General features: G+C 65.9%; 16 protein-coding genes. 11 read left to right on the top strand and 5 right to left on the bottom strand.

The features are described 5' to 3' along the window. Positions 1 to 357: 357 nt before the first annotated feature. The 5 genes from ACIQLF_RS09235 (at position 358) to ACIQLF_RS09255 (ending at position 5,549) form a co-directional block, all read left to right on the top strand. Positions 358 to 1,710 carry a hemolysin family protein gene (locus ACIQLF_RS09235; protein ID WP_400297165.1) on the top strand — a complete coding sequence of 451 codons (1,353 nt, stop codon included), beginning with the start codon at positions 358 to 360 and terminating at the stop codon, positions 1,708 to 1,710. Next, positions 1,707 to 2,774 (top strand): hemolysin family protein, encoded by a 1,068-nt coding sequence (locus tag ACIQLF_RS09240; protein ID WP_400297168.1) that lies wholly within the window; start codon positions 1,707 to 1,709, stop codon positions 2,772 to 2,774. The genes ACIQLF_RS09235 and ACIQLF_RS09240 overlap by 4 nt, the downstream gene beginning before the upstream one ends. A gap of 67 nt (positions 2,775 to 2,841) precedes the next feature. Then, the gene (locus tag ACIQLF_RS09245; RefSeq protein ID WP_400297170.1) at positions 2,842 to 3,864 is read left to right on the top strand and encodes a metal ABC transporter solute-binding protein, Zn/Mn family; all 1,023 of its coding nucleotides are present in this window, start codon (positions 2,842 to 2,844) and stop codon (positions 3,862 to 3,864) included. A gap of 7 nt (positions 3,865 to 3,871) precedes the next feature. Next, positions 3,872 to 4,669 (top strand): metal ABC transporter ATP-binding protein, encoded by a 798-nt coding sequence (locus ACIQLF_RS09250; RefSeq protein ID WP_400297737.1) that lies wholly within the window; start codon positions 3,872 to 3,874, stop codon positions 4,667 to 4,669. A 4-nt stretch (positions 4,670 to 4,673) separates the two neighbouring features. Beyond that, on the top strand, positions 4,674 to 5,549 hold the full coding sequence (locus ACIQLF_RS09255) for a metal ABC transporter permease (RefSeq protein WP_400297173.1): 876 nt from the start codon (positions 4,674 to 4,676) through the stop codon (positions 5,547 to 5,549). 132 nt (positions 5,550 to 5,681) lie between these two features. Here ACIQLF_RS09255 and ACIQLF_RS09260 read toward each other — a convergent pair whose 3' ends face one another. Continuing rightward, positions 5,682 to 6,107, bottom strand: a complete 426-nt coding sequence (locus ACIQLF_RS09260) for a Fur family transcriptional regulator (RefSeq protein ID WP_400297175.1) — start codon at positions 6,105 to 6,107, stop codon at positions 5,682 to 5,684. 169 nt (positions 6,108 to 6,276) lie between these two features. On the opposite strand from ACIQLF_RS09260, the gene ACIQLF_RS09265 reads away from it, so the two are divergent. Continuing rightward, entirely contained in the window at positions 6,277 to 6,954 is a 678-nt protein-coding gene (locus ACIQLF_RS09265) for an MBL fold metallo-hydrolase (protein ID WP_400297178.1), read from the top strand. Positions 6,955 to 6,979: 25 nt separating this feature from the next. After that, entirely contained in the window at positions 6,980 to 7,492 is a 513-nt protein-coding gene (locus ACIQLF_RS09270) for a hypothetical protein (RefSeq protein WP_400297181.1), read from the top strand. On the opposite strand, the gene ACIQLF_RS09275 is transcribed toward ACIQLF_RS09270, so the two are convergent. Then, a complete protein-coding gene (locus ACIQLF_RS09275) occupies positions 7,489 to 8,511 on the bottom strand; it encodes a PLP-dependent cysteine synthase family protein (protein ID WP_400297740.1) in 1,023 nt (340 codons plus the stop codon). The genes ACIQLF_RS09270 and ACIQLF_RS09275 overlap by 4 nt on opposite strands. 195 nt (positions 8,512 to 8,706) lie before the next feature. Here ACIQLF_RS09275 and ACIQLF_RS09280 point away from each other — a divergent pair, with 195 nt between their 5' ends. The 4 genes from ACIQLF_RS09280 to ACIQLF_RS09295 all read left to right on the top strand — a co-directional run bounded on the left by ACIQLF_RS09280 (position 8,707) and on the right by ACIQLF_RS09295 (position 11,707). Continuing rightward, the gene (locus ACIQLF_RS09280; protein WP_400297184.1) at positions 8,707 to 9,546 is read left to right on the top strand and encodes a sulfurtransferase; all 840 of its coding nucleotides are present in this window, start codon (positions 8,707 to 8,709) and stop codon (positions 9,544 to 9,546) included. Between the two features lie 219 nt (positions 9,547 to 9,765). Beyond that, the gene (locus ACIQLF_RS09285) at positions 9,766 to 10,056 is read left to right on the top strand and encodes a hypothetical protein (RefSeq protein WP_400297186.1); all 291 of its coding nucleotides are present in this window, start codon (positions 9,766 to 9,768) and stop codon (positions 10,054 to 10,056) included. Positions 10,057 to 10,103: 47 nt separating this feature from the next. Next, entirely contained in the window at positions 10,104 to 11,282 is a 1,179-nt protein-coding gene (locus ACIQLF_RS09290) for an NAD(P)-dependent alcohol dehydrogenase (RefSeq protein ID WP_400297188.1), read from the top strand. Then, a complete protein-coding gene (locus tag ACIQLF_RS09295; protein ID WP_400297190.1) occupies positions 11,279 to 11,707 on the top strand; it encodes an HIT family protein in 429 nt (142 codons plus the stop codon). Before ACIQLF_RS09290 ends, ACIQLF_RS09295 begins: the two co-directional genes overlap by 4 nt. Positions 11,708 to 11,807: 100 nt before the next feature. Here the strand turns inward: ACIQLF_RS09295 and ACIQLF_RS09300 are convergent, their stop codons facing one another. From ACIQLF_RS09300 to hrpA, 3 genes are all read right to left on the bottom strand, one after another. Beyond that, positions 11,808 to 12,041, bottom strand: a complete 234-nt coding sequence (locus ACIQLF_RS09300) for a hypothetical protein (RefSeq protein WP_400297192.1) — start codon at positions 12,039 to 12,041, stop codon at positions 11,808 to 11,810. A 348-nt stretch (positions 12,042 to 12,389) separates the two neighbouring features. Further along, on the bottom strand, positions 12,390 to 13,043 hold the full coding sequence (locus ACIQLF_RS09305; RefSeq protein ID WP_400297195.1) for a hypothetical protein: 654 nt from the start codon (positions 13,041 to 13,043) through the stop codon (positions 12,390 to 12,392). A gap of 179 nt (positions 13,044 to 13,222) precedes the next feature. Further along, positions 13,223 to 17,206 carry an ATP-dependent RNA helicase HrpA gene (gene hrpA / locus ACIQLF_RS09310; protein ID WP_400297197.1) on the bottom strand — a complete coding sequence of 1,328 codons (3,984 nt, stop codon included), beginning with the start codon at positions 17,204 to 17,206 and terminating at the stop codon, positions 13,223 to 13,225. Positions 17,207 to 17,477: the final 271 nt, after the last annotated feature.

Consider the following 17,477-nt stretch of genomic DNA (forward strand, 5'->3'; position numbering starts at 1 on the left):
TGAGGGTCGGGGCTACGGCGTGTCGCGGGCCCCACAGTCCAGGGAGGGCCGTCCTGCGCCGTCACGGCGCCGGAGCAGGGGCGGGACCTCTTCGAAGGTCGCATGGCCAGGGATTGTTTCCGCGTCGGTTCGGGCGAATGCAGGTCGGGGTTCGGTTAGACTGAATCCATAATGGACAGCCACTCTCTGTGCCGGCCAGTCGTGAATACACGCGGTGCCGGCCATATACGTCAATGTTTGCCCAGTTCTGCATCAGCATCGGAGCCTTCTAGTCCGGCGCAGACAAAGCATAAGAACCACTGCACGCCATCGCTGATGCGCCAGTGCACTACCGCCGCCGGGGCGGTGAAACACTAAATGGAATGGTTACTCCTGGTCGTCGGCCTCCTGCTGATCCTTGGCACGGGCTTCTTCGTCGCAGTCGAGTTTTCCTTGGTTGCCCTTGACCCCGCCACCGTCGAAAAGGCCGTGAAGGACGGGGACAAGAAGGCCGAAGCACTGCTTCGCTGCCTCAAGTCGCTCTCCACGCAACTTTCCTCCTGCCAGCTCGGCATCACCATGACCACCCTGCTGACCGGTTACGTGATGGAACCCTCCGTTGGCAAGCTGCTGCAGGGCCCCCTGCATGCAGCGGGCCTGGGGGACTCGGCGGTTCCTGTCAGCCTGGTCACCGCCATGGTGCTTGCCACGCTGCTCTCCATGGTCATCGGTGAACTGGTGCCGAAGAACCTGGCGATCGCCAAGGCCTTCCACATCGGCCGCGCCGTGGCCCGCCCCCAACTGGTCTTCACCGCGATCTTCAAGCCCGCCATCGTGATGCTCAACGGGTTCTCCAACAAGGTGCTGCACCTCTTTGGTCTGGAGGCCAAGGAGGAAATTTCCGGCGCCCGTTCCCCGGCGGAGCTCGCTTCGCTGGTGCGCCGCTCCGCGGAGCTCGGAACCCTTGACAAGGACGCCGCGCTGTTCGTGGACCGCACGCTGCGCTTCTCCGACCGCTCGGCGGCCGACGTGATGACCCCGCGCACCAAGATGCGCACCATCGAACACGACGCCCACGTCCAGGACCTCATCGCACTGGCCAAGGAGACCGGATACTCGCGTTTCCCCGTCACCGACGGGTCCAGCGACGAAATCAAGGGCGTCTGCCACGTGAAGACCATCATCGCCATCCCGCGCGACAAGCGCGAGGGCAAGGAAGTCGGCGAGAACAAGACCCCCGTGATCTTTGTGCCCGAGACCGTGCACCTTGACCACCTGCTGGTGCAATTGCGCTCGGCCAACCTGCAGATGGCCATCGTGCTTGACGAGTACGGCGGAACCGCCGGAATGGTCACCCTGGAGGACCTGATCGAGGAAATCGTCGGCGAAGTCGCGGATGAACACGACTCGGCGCTGCCCGAGGTGCGCCAGCTCGAGGACGGAAGCTGGATGATCCCGGGCATGTTCCGCCCCGACCAGGTCAATGAACTGATCGGCGAGGTGGAAATCCCCGAGGATGCCGCCTACGAAACTGTGGGTGGATTTGTCATGGCCGAACTCGGCAGGATCCCGTCGGTGGGCGAAGAGGTCGCCACGGAAGGCGGCACCTTCGTTGTCACGGCGCTGGACAGGCGCCGCGTCGCGGAGCTGCACTTCACGCCGCGCGCCAACCCCGATGACGACGAGGCTGTCACCATCAGCCCCGATGAGGATTCGGAGGCGGGCGCATGAGCGACTGGGCGGGAATCTTCTGGCTTGTCATCCTCTTGCTGGGCAACGCGTTCTTCGTGGCGGCGGAATTCGCCGTCATGTCGGCGCGCCGTTCCCAGATCGAACCGTTGGCCGATGCCGGCGACAAGCGCGCCATCCGTGCGCTGCGCGCCATGGAATCGGTGTCCCTCATGCTGGCCGTCTGCCAGTTGGGCATCACCGTCTGTTCACTGTTGATCCTCAACGTGGCCGAGCCTGCGATCCACCACCTCTTCGTGGTGCCGCTGGAATTCGTCGGCATACCCGAGGCGCTGGCAGGAACCATCGCGTTCATCTTTGCGCTGCTGATCGTCACGTTCCTGCACGTGACCTTCGGCGAAATGGTCCCCAAGAACATCTCGGTGTCCATGGCGGACAAGGCCGTGCTGGTCTTGGCCGGCCCGCTGCTGCTGCTGGCCAAGCTGGTGCACCCGGTCGTGGTCTCGCTGAACGCGATCGCCAACGCGTTCCTGCGCCTGATGAAGGTCGAGCCCAAGAACGAGGTGACCTCCGCGTTCACCGCCGAGGAGGTGCAGTCGATCATTGCCAGCTCCGCGAAGTCCGGGGCCATGCACAAGGAGGATGCGCTGCGGCTGTCCAAGGCGCTGGAGTTCTCCAACCTCACGGCCGAGGGCACCATGGTCAAGCGCGACCGCGTGGTGTCCCTGGAGCTCGGGGCCACGGTGGAGCAGTTCGAGCGCACCGTGGGACGCACCGGGTTCTCCCGCATCGTGATCAGCGACGGCAACGACTTCGTCGGCTACTGGCATCTGAAGGACGTCATGTCGCTGCCCGATTCCCAGTACCGCGAGCCGGTGTCGAACGTCGAGCTGCGCACCATGGGCGTGGTGGCCCCCGGCGCCGAGATCGAGGACGCCATGGAACAGATGCGCGCCGCCGGCGAGCACCTGGCCCGAGTGGTGGATCCGTCCGGAAACACGCTCGGGGTCCTGTTCCTTGAGGACGTGCTGGAGCAGTTGGTCGGCGAGATCGACGACCAGAACCAGAAGCGCGGCATCCGGCGCGAGAACCGGAGCGCCCAATAATGCGAATGACTCGCATTTGAGATAGTCTGGTGTTCCAGCTTCCTCCGAAAGGGCCCGCGAACACCGCATGCGCAGACCACTGAGCGTCCTCACCGTCCTCGTCTCGGCATTGTTGCTTTCCGCTTGCGCCACCACGGCGCCGGCCGAAGGCGCCGCCGGGACCGGCGGTGGGGACTCCGTGCTTAACGTGGTCGCCTCGACCTCCGTGTATGCCGACGTGGCACGCGCCGTCGGCGGGGAAAACGTCGAGGTGAAGGCGATCGTCGACAAGACCTCGCAGGACCCGCACTCCTACGAGGCCACTGCCCGGGACATGCTCGCCCTGTCCAAGGCGGACGTGATCATCGCCAACGGCGACGGCTACGACCCGTTCATGGAATCGCTGGCCGGCGGGCTGGAATTGCCGCCGGGCGCGATCATGCATGCCGTCGACTTCGCCGAAAGGTCCGACTCCCACGAGGGCCACGACGAGCATGCGGAAGCCGACGAGCATGCCGAGGCGGAGGTGCAGGAAGAGGCTGCCGAACCCGCCGGGGGATCCCACGCCGGGCACGACCACTCGGGCCCCAACGAGCACGTCTGGTACGACGTGCACACCGTCGGCGCCCTGGCCGAGGGCCTCGCCGACAAGTTCGCGTCGCTCAAGCCCGAGAAGGCCGCCGAGTTCGAAGCCGCGGCGCACGCCTTCGAAGCCCGGGTGGATTCCCTGGCCGGACGCATCGACGCCCTGCGGCCCGCCGCCGAGGGCAAGACGTTCGCGATGACCGAACCCGTTTCCTACTACCTGCTCACCGAGGCCGGGCTGAAGGACGCGACGCCCTCCGGCTTCAGTGCCGCGATGGAATCCGGCGACGACGTGTCCCCGCTGCTGCTCAAGCGCCTGAACGACGGCCTGGTCAACAGGGAGTATGCGCTGCTGGCGCTGAACACCCAGACCTCGGGACCGCAGACGGACAAGGTGCGCTCGATCGCCGAGGCAGCCGGCGTCCCGATCATCAGCATGACCGAAACACTGCCCCCGGGGCAGGACTACATTTCCTGGATGGATTCAAACGTGCAACAACTCGAGGTGGCCCTTGGAAACCAGTGACCCTTTGATCGAACCCGTCGTCCGGCTGCGCGATGCCTCGCTGAGTTTCGGGAACCGCCTGCTCTGGGACGGGTTGAACCTCGACATTGCGCCGGGCGAGTTCCTGGCCGTGCTGGGTCCCAACGGATCCGGAAAGACCACGATGCTGCGGACCCTGCTGGGGCTGCAGCAGCTCTCCGGCGGAACCGTCGAGGTGGCGGGGAAGCCCGCGACCCGTGGCTCGCGCCTGGTGGGAACCATCCCGCAGCAGCGTCCCTTTGCCGAGAACACCCCGTTGCGCGCCCGCGACCTGGTGGCGCTGGGCATCGACGGCCACCACTGGGGCATCAGGATCAAGCGCAAGGCCATCCGCAAGCGCGTCGACGAGCTGCTTGAACTGGTCGGGGCCTCCTCCTACGCGGACCGGCCCGTCGGGGTGCTTTCCGGCGGCGAGCAGCAGCGGCTGCGCGCGGCGCAGGCACTGGCGGACAACCCGCGGCTGCTGCTCTGCGACGAGCCCCTGCTCTCCCTTGACCTGCACCACCAGCAGGCGGTCTCCGGGCTGATCCACCGCCAGGCCTGCGACCGCGGGTCCGCCGTGGTGTTCGTGACCCACGAGATCAACCCGATCCTGCAATACGTCGACAGGGTGCTGTACCTGGCGGGCGGCCGCTTCCACGTGGGCACCCCCGCCGAGGTCATGCGATCGGACGTGCTCTCGGACCTCTACGGAAGCCCGATCGAGGTCTTCGAATCCAACGGCCGCATCGTGGTGGTCGGCATGCCCGAGAACGTCAGCCACACCCACCCGACGGCAGGAGCCTGAGCGCATGGATCTGCAAGATATCTGGAACACGGTCTTCAGCTTCCAGGACTACGCCGAAATCCTGCCGCTGGTCACCAATTCGCTGATCGCCGGCGCCCTGCTGGGCCTGGTGGGAGGCATGATCGGCATCTTCGTGATGCTCCGCGACATGGCCTTCGCGGTGCACGGCATCGCCGAGCTTTCCTTTGCCGGTGCGGCCTTTGCGCTGCTGATCGGCGCGAACGTGGTGTTCGGTTCGCTGATCGGGTCGGTTGTCGCAGCCCTGGTGCTGGGCATGATGGGCGCCGCGGCCAAGGACCGGAACTCCATCATCGGGGTGCTCATGCCCTTCGGGCTTGGCCTGGGCATCCTCTTCCTGGCCCTCTACGAGGGGCGCAGCGCCAACAAGTTCGGGCTGCTGACCGGGCAGATCGTGGCCGTCGACCAGGTTCAGCTGGGCCTGCTGGCCGTCTGCTCCGTGGTGGTGCTCATCGCGCTGGTTGCCATGTGGCGCCCGCTGACCTTCATCAGCGTGGACCCGGCGGTGGCGACGGCCCGCGGCATTCCCGCCGCGAAGCTTTCGGTGGCCTTCATGCTGGTGCTCGGCCTGGCCGTGGCTCTGTCCATCCAGGTCGTTGGTTCGCTGCTGGTGCTTTCCCTGCTGATCACCCCGGCCGCCGCGGCCATGCGCGTGAGCGCAAACCCGGTCATCACCGTGAGCCTTTCGGTGTTCTTCGCGGTGACGTCCGTGGTGGGCGGCATCCTGCTGGCACTGGCCGGCAGCCTGCCGATCAGCCCCTACGTGACGACGATTTCGTTCCTCATCTACGTCGTCTGCCGGCTGATCGCCTGGCGCCGCGACCGGGTGCGGCACCTCAAGACGGCGGCGCTGGCGGCCTAGCAGGGTCCCGCCGGCCAGACCGGACCGTTAACGATCTCGGGCGGAACACCATCCACAGGATGGGGTTCCGCCCGAGGCGTTTAAGATGTGTGGCGGTCTTGCGACCGGCCGGATTGCCGCTGGCGCTTGGTGCTATTGGACGGCCGCAGAGCAGGCGGGGCACAACCCGTAGATCTCCACGGTGTGGGTGGGATCGGTGAAGCCGTTCTCGGCTGCCACGCGCGCGGCCCATTGCTCGACGGCGGGCGCCTCGACCTCGACGGCCTTGCCGCAGGTGCGGCACACCAGGTGGTGGTGGTGGTGCTCGGCCTGGCACTGGCGGTACATGGACTCGCCGTCGGCGCTGCGCAGCACGTCCACCAGGCCGTCCTCGGCCATGGACAGCAACAAGCGGTAGACGGTTGCCAGCGAGACCTTGTCGCCCTCGTCGACGAGCCAGCGGTGGAGCTCCTGGGCCGTCACGAAGTCGTCGACTTGGCCCAGGGCCGCGACAACCGCCAGGCGCTGTTTGGTGACGCGCTGCTCGGAACCGCGCCGCTCGGTCGTGGGATTGGTCATGGGTGGAAGCACTCCTATAGATCAGCACAACATCGTCGGTGGGCGTCATGGGCGCCGGAAACGGCGCGGCAACAAAACACCGATGACTCCCCAAGTTTACCAGTGGGCGTCTTGTTCCGGTCGGGTCGGGTGCTGGTGCGAACGCGGCCCCCGCATTTAGGGTGGCACCATGGATCTGCAAAAGTTCTCCCATGCATGTGTACGCATCCAATCCGCCGGCAGGGCCCTGGCGATCGACCCGGGAAACTTCAACCCGGTGGCCGAAGCGCTGGAGGGGGTCGAGGCCGTGCTGGTGACCCACGAGCACGCCGACCACCTGGACCTCGAGCCCGTGGTGGAGACGCTGAAAAACCGTCCGGACATGAGCCTCCACGCGCCTGCGTCGGTGGCGGCGCGGGTGTTGGAGGCTGCCGTCGCCGCCGGGGTGGCCGATGCGACGGCGCGCATCCACGCGGTGGCAGCGGGGGAGTCCTTCAGCGTTGCCGGCCTGGAGGTCTCGGCCCACGGCGGCGAGCACGCGCTGATCCATGCGGCGCTCCCGCGGGTTGCCAACCTCGGGTACTTCGTCGATGGTCGGCTCTACCACCCGGGGGACAGTTACCACGTGCCCGAGGGCATCGACGTGGAAACGCTGCTCATTCCCGCACACGCTCCGTGGGCAAAGATCGGCGAGACCATCGATTTCCTTATCGCGGTGGGCGCCGCGCAAAATTATCCGATCCACGACGGGCTGCTCAACGCCCGCGGCCTGGCGATGATGGACGGGCACCTGACCCGGGTGGCCAACGAACACGGGCTGTCCTACCGGCGGATTGCCGACGGCGAACCCGTGTCGCTGGACAGCTAGCGGGCCCGGAAGCGGGGCGGCGCGCATGGACGCACGGCGGCGGTGGGCCACGGCGGCAGCGCTGGGCGGCGTCCTGCTGCTGGCCTCCGGGTGCGCCGGCCAACCCGGGGTCGCATGCCCGGAGCTGGCCTTGCTGGAAGGATTCCCCGTGGTGGTGGAAGCCGGGGTTGCGCCGGCCGTTGCACTGGAATACGTCGAACTGAAGGCCTGCCAGGACGGAACCTGCCACCGGCAGGACATCGTCGTGGTTCCCGGCAGCACCAGTGTGGATGCGGGTTGTTCCCCGGCGGCATCTGCGAACGGCGACACCCCGTGTTCGGCATTGGCAGTGCCCGACGGGACGCTGGTTGGCTACTGGGCCACCGGGGACTTCGGACCCGGCCCTATCGACGTCGAAGCCTCGGCTCCGGGGTTCGGCCCGGTCCGCGGCACGGTGGAGGGCCGCCTGGAAAGTTCTGGCAGCGGAGCCTGCCTGCAACGGGTCTTCCAGACGCCGCTGCGCATCGGTGCCGGCGGGATCGAATCGCCGGCGGGTTAGCCCCAGATGCCGGTTTCCAGCAGGCGTTCGATCCGTCCGGCGTACGGTGCCGGGTCAAGCCCGGCACCGTCAAGCCAGGATTCGTTGTAGTAGGACGCGGCGTAGCGGTCCCCGTTGTCGCAGAGCAGCGTGACAACCGAGCCGCGCTCGCCCTTGGCGCGCATGTTGGCGATGATCTGCCAGGCCAGCCAGAGGTTGGTTCCCGTGGACGGACCCGCGCACAGGTGGGCGAAATCCTGCAGGTGGCGCATCGCGGCCACGGAGGCCGCATCCGGCACGGTGGCGATGAAGTCGATGACCGAGGGCACGAAGCTCGGTTCCGGGCGGGCCCGGCCGATGCCCTCGATGCGGCTGGCGCGGCCCGTGGCCAGCGCCGGGTCGGTGCCCGCGTCCCAGGCGTGCCAGGCGGCGCTGAAGGCCGACCCCTCCGGGTCCGCAACGGCCAGCCGGGTGGGGTGGCGGTGGTAGCGCGCGTAGCGGCCGATGGTTGCCGAGGTGCCGCCGGTTCCGGCGCCGACCACGATCCACGACGGGATCGGGTGTTCCTCCATGGCGAGCTGTTCGAAGATCGACTCGGCGATGTTGTTGTTGCCGCGCCAGTCCGTGGCCCGCTCGGCGTAGGTGAACTGGTCCATGTAGTGGCCGTTGGTCTCCGCGGCCAGCTGCTCGGCCACCTGGTAGACCGCGGACGGGTTCTCGACCAGGTGGCAGGTGCCCCCGGTGGCCTCGATCAGCGCGATCTTCTCGCGGCTGGTGCTTGCGGCCATGACGGCGATGAACGGCAGCCCGAGCAGCTTGGCGTAGTACGCCTCGGAGACCGCGGTGGAACCGCTGGAGGCTTCCACGATCGTGGTTCCTTCGGTGATCCAGCCGTTGACCAGGCCGTAGAGGAAGAGCGAGCGGGCCAGCCGGTGCTTGAGGCTTCCGGTGCGGTGCGTCGACTCGTCCTTGAGGTACAGGTCGATGCCCCATTCGCGGGGCAGCTCGAGCCTGTGCAGGTGGGTGTCCGCCGAACGCATGGATTCGGCGTCGATGGTGCGCACCGCCGCATCGACCCACGCACGGGAGGAGGAGGGCTCGGGCAGCGAAATCAGGGGTGTTTTGTCCACGCTTCCACCCTACCCAAATACCCGGCCGGATGGCGCGAATGGGCGTCCCGGCACCGGTAGAGTCGTGGTGACCGCAGGTATTTTCACACGTTCAGGAGATCGTCCATGGCACTGCACCCGCTGATCGAGGCACAGGAATTGCACGCGTTGCTCGCTGCACCGGGCGACGTGGTGTTGCTCGATGTGCGGTGGGCCTTGGACGACCCGAACGGGCACGCGCACTATCTGAACGGGCACCTGCCCGGGGCGGTGTTCGTGGACCTGCACCATGAGCTCGCGGCGGAACCGACGCCGGAGTCCGGCCGCCACCCGCTGCCAACGGCCGGGGCATTCCAGGCCGCCGCACGACGCTGGGGCATCAATCCGGACTCGCAGGTCGTCGTCTACGACGCAACGCGCGCGCTTGCGGCCGCCCGCGCCTGGTGGCTGCTGCGTCATGCCGGGTTCGAGAACGTACGCGTGCTCAACGGAGGGCTGGACGCCTGGACCGGCGCCGGATATCCCCTCGAACAAGGCGAACACACGGCGACTGTGGGGACAGTGGAGCTGGGCTGGGGCGCCTTGCCGACCATCGACATCGACCAGGCCGAGCATTTTCCTGGCGCGTTGCTTGATGCGCGCGCCTTCGAACGCTACACCGGTGCCACCGAACCCATCGACCCACGCGCGGGCCACATTCCCGGCGCGCTGAGCAACCCGACCACCGAAAATCTGGGCGCAGACGGCAGGTTCCTGGAATCGTCAGAGTTGGCCGAACGTTTCGCGCGGTTGGGCGTTGCGGCCGGGGGAGCGCCGGTGGCTGCCTATTGCGGCTCCGGAGTCACCGCGGCACACCAGATCCTGGCTTTGGAAACCATCGGCATCAAGGCCGCGCTTTTCCCGGGCTCGTGGTCGCAGTATTCATCTGACCCGGCGCGCACCCCGGCAATCGGCGAGACTCCGTAGGCCTTCGTCGGCCTGTTGCTTTCAACCGGTGCCCGGCTGCTGGATGCAGGTTCCATCCGTTGTCCTGCGTGTCCGCCGGGAGTTCGCCGCAGAAAGTGAACAACCAACACGTCAGGCATTGTTTTTGTTGCCGGTATCACCGGCTTTTGTCCAAGGTCGGCGGGCGGGGATAGGCTCGTTCCAAGGACAGGATCCAGCCGTCGCACCAGGAGCAGACAAATGGCCATGCAAACCGGTTCGGTGCGGGCATCGGGCAAGGCCCAGGCGCCCGGGCCCGTCGTGGCCCTGGGGATCCTCGGTATTTCAATCTGGTTCATCACGATCAGCGACAACACGTTTCTGCTCTTGCTGCCGTTGGGTATCGCGGTGCTCTCCGCCAAGCGGGTGCGGGCCAACACGTGGTATCTGCTGCCGCTGCTTCCATGCGCGCTCTTTAGTCCTTTGGCTGGCGTTGGCGACGGTCGCCATGTGGACGGCTCTGGGGTAGCGGCCCGTGTCTCGTTTCGGTAGGCGTAGCGCGCTGGCACCCGCGCCCGCCAAGGAGTAAGTTCAAAAGCATGATTGGTCGCCCGGTACCCCCGCCACACAATGCCGCACAACGCATCAAGGACCGCGCCGAGACGCTCGCCAAACGGGCCGAAGCTGCAGCGTCCGGCGAAGCCCATAGCCCGAAGAAAGTCCGGGCGCTGGGCATCGTCGAGGAACACGGACCGCTCACCGAGCTGGAAATCGAGCGCCGGCAACCCGGTGCCCGGGACGTGGTCATCGAGCTTGAATACTGCGGGCTGTGCCACAGCGATGTCCACGCCGGACGCGGCGAGTGGGGCGCCAAGAAGCTGCCGCTTGTCACGGGACACGAAATGGTCGGCATCATCCGCGAGATTGGCGGACAGGTGAACGACCTCGCCGTCGGGGCGCGCGTGGGCGTGGGATGCCTCGTGGATTCCTGCCGGGAATGCGAAGCCTGCCTTGCGGGACTCGAACAATTCTGCCGACGCGGCGTGGGCACCTACGGGTCCACCGACCCGAAGACCGGCGAATACACGCAAGGCGGCTACTCGCAGAGCATCGTGGTGGACCGCGATTTCGTGCTGCGCATCCCCGATTCGCTGGACCCGGCCTCCGCGGCCCCGCTGCTCTGCGCCGGCATCACCAGCTACTCGCCGCTGCGCCACCACAAGGTCGGGCCCGGCAGCAAGGTCGGCGTGCTGGGTCTGGGCGGGCTCGGACACATGGCGGTGAAGCTGGCCGTGGCCATGGGCGCCAGCGTCACGGTGTTCACGCGCAGCGAGGAGAAGCGCGAATCCGCGTTGGCGCTGGGTGCCGAAACCGTTGCCAACACCTCGGACGCGGCGCAGTTGAATGCGGCCGACGACTCGCTGAACCTGGTCATCGACACGGTCTCCGCGCCGCACGACATCGGCGTGTACCTGCGGACGCTCAAGCGCGACGGGGCGCTGGTGCAACTCTCGCTCCCGGCCGACGGCATGCCCGCGTTCGACACCCGAGCACTGCTCTTCAAACGTCTGAGCTACACCGGATCGCCCATCGGATCGATCCGCGAGACCCAGGAAATGCTGGACTTCTGCGCGGAGCACGGCATTGCCGCCGACATCGAACTCACCGACGCAAACCACGTCAACGAGGCCTGGGACCGCATGGTCGCCTCCGACGTGAAATACAGATTTGTCCTAGATATCGCCACACTCGGCGAGACAGCCAAGGAGGGTGCATGAGCACACTGTTCACCAAGATCATCAACGGGGAAATCCCGGGCCGCTTCGTCTGGAAGGATGAGCAAGCCGTAGCGTTCCTGACCATCGGTCCGATCACGCACGGCCACACACTGGTGGTTCCGCGGGAGGAAATCGACAAATGGACAGAGGCTCCCGCCGAGCTGATGAACCACCTCACCGACGTCGCGGGCAAGATCGGCCACGCCCAGGTGCGTGCCTTCGGCGCCGAGCGCGCCGGGCTGATGATCGCGGGCTTCGAGGTTCCGCACCTGCACCTGCACGTGTGGCCGACTAACTCGCTGGCGGACTTCGACCTGGCCCGCGCGGATGCCAACCCGAACCCGGCCACGATGGATGAAAACGCGGAGAGGCTGCGCGCCGCACTGCGCGAGGACGGCCACGGGGAATTCGTTCCGGCCGCCTAACCAGCGCATGTAGCGAGCAAGCCTCCGTGTCGATCACCCGATCGGCACGGAGGCTTTTTGCTGCCCGGACACCCACATGGCGGGTGTCCGGGCCACCTGGCTACAGGTCCGGGCTTTCACCGTTCGCTATTTCCTCGATCCAGTCCACTGCCGTATCCGAGAGAAAGAACCCCTCGGCATCATCGGACCCAACCCATGGGGCATGGGCTGCGGAATCGCCCGTCACCGCCATGATCCGCTGAAGGATTTCTGCCGGCACGGCATCCCCGTTGTTGTTGATCATCCATTGCCGGGTTTCGGCATCCAGCCGGGGCCACCATTCTTCAATGCGCATGAACCCCATCATGGCATCGCCCCATCGCGAGGGGAACCGGCGTTCGGGTGTTGGTCGATACCCGCACGTCGGTTCGACCGACATTGAGGTCACCAGCCCCAGAACCCGGTGAGCTACCCGACAACGGCCTTGCCTTGGTCATAGCCGGCGCGGGCAGCGGGCGGACGCGTGGAGAGGTCCATCATGGTGCTGCCGAACGCTTCCAGGAAGGCGGCATCGGGCAGGACGGTCTCGGCCCGGCGGTGCCTTCGTCACCTGCCATTTGCCGAAAACCCGGGCGGCGGATCAGCCTCGGACGATCGGGACCACACGTCGTGAAAGTCCGGTATTGGATCCGGCTTCCCTGCCTCAACCGTTGAACTTGAATTCAACGGCAGTCTCCGAATCAACGCCGTTGATGATGCCCTTGTAGAAACTCTCGGCCTGCTCTTTCAGTTCCGTTTCCTTGGACTCGACGTATTGGTTCTTGGTTTCGTCGTCGAGAATGTCATTGACTATCTCGGTGGCGTCGATCTCCGGGGTGATCCAACTCAGTGCGCCGTTGTCCTCGTCGACCAACTTGAAGCTCTCGTCGTCGTGCCCGATGAAGATGAAACGGGGAATGGACACAATGTAGCTGTTATCGCCGGTCTGCTCGATTTCTACGGCCCTGCCATCGATACCTAGTTTGGCCTGGAAGCCATACTGCATGAGCGACATACGGTCGCTGCCCGGAATATCGATCCCGTGGAATTCGGTTTGCTGGTTCTTCTCCCGAAGGCCCTCGATGCCCAAACCGAGAAGCACAACCTGTTCATGGCGAGTTACCGCATCGCGGATTTGTGAATCGTGGCTCTCAGAGCTTGAATCAAGACTCAGGAAATTCGACAGCGCCAACGGTAGCTTGATCGCGCCAAACGCGGCCAATGAAACCAGCATGATGGACCCAACAATGCAGAACGTGATCAGCAGAACAGGCCACAGAAGCACTTTCTTTCTGAAGAAATTCAACGACGATTCCACACTTTCACTCAGCTGTTTTGGCTTTTGCCGTGTCCAAGTGTATTGCTCGACTGAGCTTGCGACCGCGACGTGACGCCGTGGTGAAGCCCTGCACGTCAAAGCCGAACGGCCAGGCAAGCTGCAAAACGGCAGCCGGCCCGGCCATTGTGGTCCGGAACAGGTTCGAATTTTCCCCTGTCTTAGCGGGCCGCGGCCAAGCCGTCCTTGATGGCCAGGCGGATCCGTTTCTCGGAGACCGAATACGCGGTGCCGAGTTCCTGGGCGAAGAGCGAGACGCGGAATTCCTCCAGCATCCACTTCACCGAGGCCAGCAGCGGGGGAGTGCTCATGCCCGGGATCAGCATGTCCAGCGCGGCGTCGTACTCGTCCTCGAGCGCCTGGATCTGCAGGGTCGCGGCATTGTCGCGGGTGACGTTGCCAGCCTTCAGCTTTTCCAGGCGCGTCTCGATCGCGGTGATGTAGCGCGGCAACTGGGCCAGCTGGGCGTACCCGGTGGCCGCCACGAAGCCGGGGTAGACCAGCTGGGACAGCTGGGTCTTCACGTCGTTGAGCGCGTTGATCAGCGCCATCGAAGACGCCGACTTGATCTCCTTGTTGATCTGGCGGGTGCCCGAAAGCACCTTCTCCACGATGGCCGTCACTGCGAAGACCGTGTCGATCAGCTCCGCACGCACCCTCTCGTAGAGGGCGTCGAAGTCGGCCTTGTTGAACGGCAGGGCCTCGGGCACCAGCTTGTCGACCGCTGCCATGGTGCAGTCCTGGATCAGCGACTCGACGCTGCCGTGCGGGTTCTGCGTGAAGACAAGCTTTTCCTTGTTGCTCAGGTGGTCCAGCACGTACCGGGACGGGGACGGCACCTTGAGCAGCAGCAGGCGGATCACGCCGGTGCGGTGGGCCGCGAGCTGCTCGGCCTCGTTGCGGAACACGGTGAGCCGGACATTGGTCTTGTCATCGCGTAGCGCCGGGTATGCAGTGACCTGCTGGCCGGCGACCTCGGAGACGACCTTGGGCGTGATGGTCCCGTTGAGGCCCAGCTGGTTGTCCCAGTCTGTGAGGCCCTTGCGTTCCCATACCGTGGTGGCCACTGCGCCGGACTTACCGCGGGCTGTCTGGGAATTTGCGGGTGCGTTCTTCCCGTTCCTGCCTGCGGTTCCCTTGGCGTCCCCGTCTCCTGCCTGCTTGCCCGAAGGCATCGAGGCGCCCGGCTTCACGCCGAGCGAGCGGGCGAGGGCCGACCGGTTGGCCGCGGCAAGGGTCTGCTGCAGCATCGCCAGGTCCTTGGCTTCGTCAAGGATCTTCGCGTCGGAGTCGATCACCTGGAAGGAGAACTTCAGGTGCTCCGGCAGGGCGTCCCAGTTCCATGAGTCCGGCGGGATCACCACGCCCTTGAGTCGGCGCAGCACCAGTTCCAGGGACGCGGCGAGGTCGTCGGTCTCCGGGTTGAAGTCCTTTTCCAGCGCTGCGACGGCGAGGCGCGCCACGTCCGGTGCCGGCACGAAGTTCTTGCGGATGGCCTTGGGCAGCGACTTGATCAGCGCCGTCACCAGCTCCACGCGCAGACCGGGGATGAGCCAGCGGAATCGCACCGGGTCGAGCTGGTTCAGGAAGAGCACCGGCACGCGCACTGACACGCCGTCGGATTCCCCGGCCGTGGCCGCCGGGTTGTACTCGTAGACCAGGTCCAGGTCCAGTGAACCGTGGCGCCAGGTGCGCGGGAACGCGGTCTCGTCGAGTTCCTGGGCATCGGCGAGCAGCAGGGCCTCGGGGTCGAAGTCCAGCAACGTCGGGTTCTCGTGGCGGGCGGTCTTCCACCAGCGGTCGAAGTGCCGTTCGGAGACCACGTTGGGGCCCAGCCGCTTGTCGTAGAACTCGAAGAGGTCTTCGTCGCTCACTCGCAGGTCGCGGCGGCGCATGCGGGTCTCGAGTTCCTCGATGTCCTCAAGCACTCGGCGGTTGCGGGCGAAGAACTTGTGGTGGGTCTTCCAGTCGCCTTCCACCAGGGCATGGCGGATGAACAGCTCGCGGCAGAGCTCGGGGTCGACCCGCGAGTACTGGATGCGGCGGCGCGGGACGATCGGCAGGCCGAAGAGCGTGACCTTCTCGTACCCCATGACGGCGCCGTTGTTCCGCGACCAGTGCGGTTCCGAATAGCTGCGCTTGAGCAGGTCGCCGGCGACCTCCTCGACCCACTTGGGGTCCAGTCGGGCGGCGGTCCGGGCCCAGAGGCGGCTGGTTTCAACCAGCTCGGCGGCCATGACCCACTCTGTCGACTTCTTGAACAGGGCGGAGCCGGGGAAGACGGAGAAGCGGGTTCCGCGGGCGCCGACGTACTCGCGCTTGCGCTCGTCCCAGGAGCCCACATGGCTCAGCAGGCCCGAGAGCAGCGAGACGTGGATGGCGTCCTCGTTGCCCGACGGGTCCACCGGGTCGGGGGAGAGCGTGATGCCCAGCGGCTTGGCCAGCTGGCGCAGCTGTGCGAACAGATCCTGCCATTCGCGCACGCGCAGGTAGTTGATGTATTCGTTCTTGCACAGGCGCCTGAACGCGGAGGAGGAGAGTTCCTTCTGCTGTTCCTGCAGGTAGCGCCAGAGGTTCAGCAACGAGGAGAAGTCGGACTTGTCGTCCACGAAGCGCTTGTGCAGTTCCTGGGCGCGTTCGCGCTTGCCGGTTTCCTCGCTGGGTCGCTCGCGCGGATCCTGGATGGACAGCGCCGCGGCCAGCACCATGACTTCCTTGGCGCAGCCCCGCTTGCCGGACTCGACGATCATGCGTCCCAGGCGGACGTCGACGGGCAGCTGGGCCAGGTGCTTGCCGACCTCGGTGACGGTGGCGTCGGTGCCCGTGTTCAGGGCGCCGAGCTCGCGCAGCAGGGAGACGCCGTCGGCGATCGACTTGGAATCCGGCGGCTGGACGAAGGGGAAGTCCGCGACGTCGCGTGCGGTGCGGACCACGCCCATGGAGCTCATCTGCAGGATGACCGCGGCGAGATTGGTGCGCAGGATTTCCGGGTCGGTGAACTCGGGGCGCGACTCGTAGTCTTCCTCGGAGTACAGGCGGAACGCGATGCCGTCGGACACGCGGCCGCAGCGGCCCGAGCGCTGGTTGGCGCTTGCCTGGGACACGCGTTCGATGGGCAGGCGCTGGACCTTGGTGCGGTGCGAGTAGCGCGAGATGCGGGCGGTGCCGGTGTCGATCACGTACTTGATGCCGGGCACGGTCAGCGAGGTCTCGGCGACGTTGGTGGCCAGCACGATGCGCCGGGCGGAGCCGGGGTGGAAGACGCGGTGTTGCTCGGCCAGCGAGAGCCTTGCGAACAGCGGCAGGATCTCGGTGCCGGAGAGCCGCTTGTTGGTCTGCACGCGGGCGCGCAGGGCCTCTGCAGCGTCGCGGATTTCGCGTTCGCCGGAGAAGAAGATCAGGATGTCTCCCGGGGCTTCCATGGCCAGCTCGTCGACCGCGTCGCAGATGGCGTCCAGCGGGTCGCGGTCCTCGACCTGGGCGTCCGGATCCAGCTCGTCCTCGTCCATGCCGTCGGCCGGGTTCAGCGGGCGGTAGCGCAGTTCCACGGGGAAGGTGCGCCCGGAAACCTCGATGATGGGGGCACCGACCGGCTCCGCACCGTCGGTGCCGGGGGCCGCGAAGTGCTCGGAGAAGCGCTCCGGGTCGATGGTCGCGGAGGTGATGACGATCTTGAGGTCCGGGCGCTTGGGCAGGATGCGGCGCAGGTAGCCCAGCAGGAAGTCGATGTTCAGGCTGCGCTCGTGGGCCTCGTCGATGATGATCGCGTTGTACTTCTTGAGCAGCTTGTCGCGCTGGATCTCGGCCAGCAGGATGCCGTCGGTCATCACCTTGACCTTGGTGTTGCGCGAGGTTTCGCCGGTGAACCGCACGTGGAAGCCGACCTCGTCGCCGATGGTCGTGCCAAGTTCCTCGGCGATGCGCTCGGCCACGGTGCGCGCGGCAAGGCGGCGCGGCTGGGTGTGGCCAATCATGCCCTTTTCGCCCAAGCCGAGCTCGAGCAGCATCTTGGGCAACTGGGTGGTCTTGCCCGATCCGGTCTCGCCGGCCACGATGACCACCTGGTGGTCCTTGATCGCCGACATGATGTCTTCACGACGTGCGGAAACGGGCAGTGCTTCGGGATAGGAAATCGTCAGAGCCATGGTCTCTCCAGTCTAGGCCAGCCCCGGGGCCCTCCCCGTTCCGGCGCACCGCCGGCACCGGCGCCGACGGATTACGCAGCCATAACGGCACGTGGCTTGCGGTTTTCGAATCGAGTGGGGGAAATCATGGCGAGATTCCCGAGTATCCGTCTGAAAGTTGGTGCAGTGAGATACAAAATGTCAATTTTGAGCATGTTTTGATCGTACTTTTTATCATCCGGGCGATTCTCAAGACCAATTCGTCTGGTATTTCATGGTTGATGGAAGAAAT

The organism is Paeniglutamicibacter sp. NPDC091659 (genome assembly GCF_044756805.1).
Classification (GTDB): Bacteria; Actinomycetota; Actinomycetes; order Actinomycetales; family Micrococcaceae; genus Paeniglutamicibacter.

What these genes read in the sequence shown, in the direction of transcription:
- ACIQLF_RS09235 (WP_400297165.1), top strand. Translation starts at nt 358, where the DNA reads ATGGAATGGTTACTCCTGGTCGTCGGCCTCCTGCTGATCCTTGGCACG.
- ACIQLF_RS09240 (WP_400297168.1), top strand. Translation starts at nt 1,707, where the DNA reads ATGAGCGACTGGGCGGGAATCTTCTGGCTTGTCATCCTCTTGCTGGGC.
- ACIQLF_RS09245 (WP_400297170.1), top strand. Translation starts at nt 2,842, where the DNA reads ATGCGCAGACCACTGAGCGTCCTCACCGTCCTCGTCTCGGCATTGTTG.
- ACIQLF_RS09255 (WP_400297173.1), top strand. Translation starts at nt 4,674, where the DNA reads ATGGATCTGCAAGATATCTGGAACACGGTCTTCAGCTTCCAGGACTAC.
- ACIQLF_RS09260 (WP_400297175.1), bottom strand. Translation starts at nt 6,107, where the DNA reads ATGACCAATCCCACGACCGAGCGGCGCGGTTCCGAGCAGCGCGTCACC.
- ACIQLF_RS09265 (WP_400297178.1), top strand. Translation starts at nt 6,277, where the DNA reads ATGGATCTGCAAAAGTTCTCCCATGCATGTGTACGCATCCAATCCGCC.
- ACIQLF_RS09270 (WP_400297181.1), top strand. Translation starts at nt 6,980, where the DNA reads ATGGACGCACGGCGGCGGTGGGCCACGGCGGCAGCGCTGGGCGGCGTC.
- ACIQLF_RS09275 (WP_400297740.1), bottom strand. Translation starts at nt 8,511, where the DNA reads ATGCGTTCGGCGGACACCCACCTGCACAGGCTCGAGCTGCCCCGCGAA.
- ACIQLF_RS09280 (WP_400297184.1), top strand. Translation starts at nt 8,707, where the DNA reads ATGGCACTGCACCCGCTGATCGAGGCACAGGAATTGCACGCGTTGCTC.
- ACIQLF_RS09285 (WP_400297186.1), top strand. Translation starts at nt 9,766, where the DNA reads ATGGCCATGCAAACCGGTTCGGTGCGGGCATCGGGCAAGGCCCAGGCG.
- ACIQLF_RS09290 (WP_400297188.1), top strand. Translation starts at nt 10,104, where the DNA reads ATGATTGGTCGCCCGGTACCCCCGCCACACAATGCCGCACAACGCATC.
- ACIQLF_RS09295 (WP_400297190.1), top strand. Translation starts at nt 11,279, where the DNA reads ATGAGCACACTGTTCACCAAGATCATCAACGGGGAAATCCCGGGCCGC.
- ACIQLF_RS09300 (WP_400297192.1), bottom strand. Translation starts at nt 12,041, where the DNA reads ATGCGCATTGAAGAATGGTGGCCCCGGCTGGATGCCGAAACCCGGCAA.
- hrpA (WP_400297197.1), bottom strand. Translation starts at nt 17,206, where the DNA reads ATGGCTCTGACGATTTCCTATCCCGAAGCACTGCCCGTTTCCGCACGT.